This window comes from Corallococcus llansteffanensis (assembly GCF_003612055.1).
GTDB lineage: Bacteria > Myxococcota > Myxococcia > Myxococcales > Myxococcaceae > Corallococcus > Corallococcus llansteffanensis.
Genome location: NZ_RAWB01000697.1, coordinates 1 through 4,673, shown reverse-complemented (window position 1 = coordinate 4,673; position 4,673 = coordinate 1). Strand labels below are relative to the sequence as shown.

Here is a 4,673-nt window from a genome sequence, read left to right as displayed (position 1 = left end):
GCGCACGGCGCTGGGGCTGGGGGAGGCGTCGCGCGTGCCGTACAACCTGCTGGCCACGCGGGAGTGGATGATGCTCGTGCCCCGGAGCCGCGCGGAGCACCTGGGTGTCAACGTCAACGCGCTGGGGTTCGCGGGCTCGCTGCTGGTGCGCACGCCGGAGCAGTTCGACGCGGTCGCGGCCCTGGGACCCCTGGAGTTGCTGCGCCAGGTCGCGGGCCTCGCTCCCTAGGAGAAGAAGGCGCGGCTCAGTCGCAGCGCTCCCCCGACAGCGCGCACCGCCCGAACGAGCAGGGGGTGAACGGCGGGTTCGCGCAGCCGGACGCGGGACAGGCGCAGGTGGTGACGTGGTGGGTGGCCGGGTTGCAGCACGGCCCGTAGCTGATCTCACCGGGCTCGGTGCCCGCGTCCGTCTGGGGGCCCGCGTCCGTCTGCGTGCCCGCGTCCGTCTGCGTGCCCGCGTCCGTGCTCGTGCCCGCGTCCGTCTGCGTGCCCGCGTCGGTCCCGGCGTCATAGTCGGTGACGCCGCCTGCGTCCGTCCCCGATTTGCAGGCATGGCCGACTGACTCCGCGCAGGTGCCGGCCGCGCAGGCCCGGAAGGAGGACGGACAACCGTCGGAGGACTCACAGCGGCAGGTGTCCACCTGGCCGGAGACGCAGCAGACGGCCCACGTCACCTCGCCCAGCGGGTCCGGGTCCTCGTACAGCGGGTCGAAGCAGCCCGTGCCGAGCAGGGCGAGCACGGCGGCTGTGAGCAGTCGTTTCACGTGCGGTTGGGACACCCGGTGGGCCCGACATGGGACATGCCATCGGGGCGCGGCTAGTATCCCACACCCCGTTGCAGGTGCGATGTCCCAGGCCACCGGGCCCGGGTGTCTCAACGACGAACAGGAAGGTCGGACACGCGGATGGCGAGCGGGCTCGGTGCGGAGGAGCTCAGGGAGCTCTACGAGCGCTTCGCGCCCGTGGTGCACCGTCGCGCGCTCGCGCTGCTGGGACGGGACGCCGATGCGTGGGACATCGTGCAGGAGGTCTTCGAGCGCATGTTGACGGCCGGCGCGCGGTTCCGACGGGAGGCCCGTCCCATGACGTACGTGTACCGCGTCACCACCAACCTGTGCCTCAACGCGCTGCGCTCGCGCCACCTGCGTGAGCCGAAGCTCCCGGAGCGCGCGGAGGCCGCGGCCCTCACCCCGAGCCAGTGGGAGGCCGCCGACTTCATCCGCCACCTGGTGGGCCGCATGGGCGAGCGCGAGCTGGAGGTGGCCACGCTGCACTTCTTCGACGGGCTGACGCAGGAGGAGATCGCCCAGATGCTGGACGTGTCGCGGAAGACCATCGTCCGGGACCTGGAGTCCATCCGGAAGAAGGCCGCGGAGCTGGGGCGGCTGCCCGAGGAGATGGAGGCGGAGCGTGGCTGAGCACCTCTCGCGGTTGGAGTTGGACGAGTGGCTCGCGGGGCTGGATCCGTCGGGTCGCATGGGCGCGCACGTGGCGTCCTGCGCGGCGTGCGGTCAGCTCGCGGAAGGGATGCGGCAGGCGAGGGAGTCGAGCCTGCGCGCGCCCCGCGCGGCGACGGTGCTCGCGAAGCTGGAGGCGAAGCGGGCGCAACCGGCCAGGGCGCGTTGGAGCTGGGGAGGGCCGCTGGTGGCCGCGCTGACCGTGGGGCTCGCGCTGATCATCTACGTGCCGCGGGGCACGGAGGACGGCGTGCGGCTGAAGGGGAGCGTGGCGCTGAGGCTCCTGTCCGAGGACGGCGCGTCGGTGACGGGTGCGAGGCCGGGCGAGCGCGTGACGCTGGCGGTGGGCACCGGCCCGTACCGGAACGTGCTGGTGCTCGCGGTGGACGAGGCCGGCGCGGTGGACGTGCTCTGGCCCCAGGGAGGAGCGACGAGCGGCACGGTGGAGCCCGGAGCCCAGGTGCCGCTGTCGCCCCCGCTGGAGGTGACGCCGGGCTCGGTGGCGGTGCAGGCGTTCTTCTCGGATGCACCGCTGCGTGCGGAGGATGCGCGGGCGGCGCTCACGGCGCGCATCGCCGAGGCCCGGGCGAAGGGACAGGGACCGCTGGAGGTGGCGACACCCGAAGGCATCGGGAAGGCGAGCGCGCACGCGGTCCTGCGGGTCGCCCCATGACGAGGCTCCTCGCCACGGGGGCGTGGCTCCTGGCGATCCTCTCCGTGCTCGTGGGCCCCCTTGAGGCCTTCGCGGAGGAAGCCCCGCGCCGCTGGGCGCTCGTCGTCGGCGAGAACCAGGGGCTGCCCGGTGAGGAGCGGTTGCGCTTCGCGGAGTCCGACGCGCGGCGGATGCGCGAGGTCCTCCAGGACGTGGGCACGGTGCCGCCGGAGCGCACCGTCATGCTGCTGGGCACGGATGCCGCGACGCTGCGCGAGGCCCTGGCGCGCTTCCAGGCGCGGCTGTCCTCCGAGGCCTCGTCGCGCGACTGGCTGGTGCTCTACATCTCCTCGCACGCGGGCGACGGCCGCCTGCACCTGCGCGGCACCGAGCTGCCGATGCGCGAATTGGTGGACTTCCTCAAGGCCGCCCCGGTGGGCGTGGGGCTGCTCATCCTGGACTCATGTCGCTCCGGGCTCGCCACGCGCCTGAAGGGGCTCAAGCCCGTCGCCACGCCCATCACCATGGAGGCGGCGGACCTGGAGGGCCGGGTCGTCATCAGCGCCTCCGGCGCGGACGAATACGCGCAGGAGTCGGACGCGCTGCAGGGCTCCTACTTCACGCACCACCTGGCAGCGGGGCTGCGCGGCGCGGCGGATGCGTCCCGGGATGGACGCGTCACGCTGGAAGAGGCCTACCGCTACGCCTACGCGCGCACGCTGGAGTCCACCCTCGTCTCACCGGGAGGCTTGCAGCGCCCCACGTTCCGGATGGACCTGCGCGGACGAGGGGAACTGGTCCTCTCCGAGCCGCTACAGGCGCGGGGCCGGCTGACGCTCGACGTGAAGGCGCCGGGCCGCTGGCTGGTCCTCTCCTCCGAGAGCGGCACGCTGGTGGCGGAGCTGGAGAAGGGCGAGGGCCCCACGACGCTGGCCGTCGCCCCGGGGGCGTACCGGATCCTCCTGCGCGCGGACGAGGGCTTCCTGGAGCGCTCGGTGACGGTGCCCCTCGACGGGAACGCCTCTGTCGGCGGTGCGCCCCTGGAGCAGGCCGCGCGGTTGAGGCTCGCGCGCAAGGGTGGAGCGGGGTCCACGCTGCTGCTCGCGGTGGGGCCGTCGTTGACGTCTGGGATTGTCGCGGGCCTGACGTCCATCGCGGGCATGGACCTGCGCCTGGAGCGCGAGGGCCGCCTGATGCCGGGCATCGACACTGCCGGGATGGGCTTCGCGGTCCGGCGGGGTTCGGGCCGCCGTCAGCCGTTCCGACAGACGGAGCTGGAGTTGAGGCTGGGCGCGGGGCCGCACTGGACGCACGGCCCGTGGACGTTCACCGGCGCGCTGGAGGCCGGCGCGCTGGCCGTCATCCAGACCGGGCTTCCCTTCTTCGAGGAGCCCCGCTTCGGCCTGGAGCCCCTGGCGCTCGTGTCCGGCGGCGTGCGGCTGCACGTGCGAGGCGGCGTGTCGACGCTGCTGAGCGCCTCCGCCGGTGGGGTGGTGGCGCGGAGGGACTCGGGCGTGTCGCTGGTGCCCAGGGCCTCCGCGTCCCTGATGGTGGGCTTCGCGCTGTAGCCCCAGGGCTCAGAACGCGATGAGCGCGATCGCCAGCAGCGGCAGGGCGCCCTGGACGATGCTGGCCGTGAGGAAGTGGCGGTTGCTGCTCACCAGCACCAGCGCCGCCCCCAGCATGCACCCGCAGCCGAACAGGACGGCCGCCACGCCCGACGCGACCGCGCCGCTGTGCACGAGCACCACGCCCACGAAGATCCCCACGGCGAGGAACAGGTTGTAGAAGCCCTGGTTGAACATGATGGGCTTCGCCACGTCCGCGTCCGCCTGCGACTTCATCCCGAAGCGCCGCCACACCTTCGGCTGCGAGAAGACGACGCTCTCCATCACGAAGAACAACACGTGGATGAGCGCGGCGATGACCGCGAAGACCTGTGCCAGTGGCGACATGATGACTCCCCTCCAGGGATGGTTTATTCTGTACCAGTCAGTTCCGAATCCATATTGAAACGGTCGGTTCAGAATTGTCAAGGAGGGTGACGTGGCGCGGACGCGTGCGTTCGATGAGACGGTGGCGGTGCGGGCGGCGTTGGGGGTGTTCTGGTCGCGGGGCTACGAGGCCACGTCGCTGACGGACCTGGAGTCCGCGACGGGGTTGAACCGCTCCAGCCTGTACCAGGCGTTCGACAGCAAGCGGGTGCTGTTCGCGCGGGCCGTCGCGCTGTACCTGCAGGAGGTCATCACGCCCAGGCTGACGGTCTTCGCCACGGGCACGCCGGGCCTGGAGCAGGTGACGACCTACTTTGAAGCGCTCGCGACGACGATGGGCACCGCGCCGCCGGCCCTTACGCGGCGGGGCTGCCTGCTGGTGAATACGGCGACGGAGCTGGCCCCGCATGACGCCGAGGCCCATCAGGCGGTGGAGGATTACCGGGCCCTGTTGCACGGGCACCTGACGCGGGCGCTGGAGGGGGCGGCGAAGGCGGGTGTCATTCCTCGCAAGACGGTGGCCCGTCGGGTGGAGCTGTTGTTGGGGTCCGTGATTGGCGTGCTCGTCAC

At 72.2% G+C, this 4,673-nt stretch carries 6 protein-coding genes and 1 pseudogene; 5 read left to right on the top strand and 2 right to left on the bottom strand.

Annotation, left to right across the window (positions count from 1 at the left end):
* Positions 1 to 229, top strand: a pseudogene (locus D7V93_RS38420) (ATP adenylyltransferase family protein); the annotation flags it as partial.
* A 16-nt stretch (positions 230 to 245) separates the two neighbouring features.
* On the opposite strand, the gene D7V93_RS38415 reads toward D7V93_RS38420, so the two are convergent.
* Positions 246 to 764, bottom strand: coding sequence for a hypothetical protein (locus D7V93_RS38415; RefSeq protein WP_147451560.1), 519 nt, complete (start codon positions 762 to 764; stop codon positions 246 to 248).
* A 141-nt stretch (positions 765 to 905) separates the two neighbouring features.
* Between D7V93_RS38415 and D7V93_RS38410 the strand changes: the two genes are divergently transcribed.
* The 3 genes from D7V93_RS38410 to D7V93_RS38400 are packed head-to-tail and all read left to right on the top strand — an operon-like array spanning position 906 to position 3,677.
* Complete coding sequence (locus D7V93_RS38410; RefSeq protein ID WP_120648042.1) at positions 906 to 1,418, top strand: sigma-70 family RNA polymerase sigma factor; 513 nt, start codon at positions 906 to 908, stop codon at positions 1,416 to 1,418.
* Positions 1,411 to 2,130, top strand: coding sequence for a hypothetical protein (locus D7V93_RS38405; protein ID WP_120648041.1), 720 nt, complete (start codon positions 1,411 to 1,413; stop codon positions 2,128 to 2,130). Before D7V93_RS38410 ends, D7V93_RS38405 begins: the two co-directional genes overlap by 8 nt.
* Complete coding sequence (locus D7V93_RS38400; protein WP_120648040.1) at positions 2,127 to 3,677, top strand: caspase family protein; 1,551 nt, start codon at positions 2,127 to 2,129, stop codon at positions 3,675 to 3,677. Before D7V93_RS38405 ends, D7V93_RS38400 begins: the two co-directional genes overlap by 4 nt.
* 9 nt (positions 3,678 to 3,686) lie before the next feature.
* Here the strand turns inward: D7V93_RS38400 and D7V93_RS38395 are convergent, their stop codons facing one another.
* Positions 3,687 to 4,064 carry a DUF1304 domain-containing protein gene (locus tag D7V93_RS38395; protein ID WP_120648039.1) on the bottom strand — a complete coding sequence of 126 codons (378 nt, stop codon included), beginning with the start codon at positions 4,062 to 4,064 and terminating at the stop codon, positions 3,687 to 3,689.
* A 91-nt stretch (positions 4,065 to 4,155) separates the two neighbouring features.
* Between D7V93_RS38395 and D7V93_RS38390 the strand changes: the two genes are divergently transcribed.
* Positions 4,156 to 4,673 (top strand): TetR/AcrR family transcriptional regulator (locus tag D7V93_RS38390; protein ID WP_120648038.1); only part of this gene is annotated, 518 nt, incomplete at its 3' end.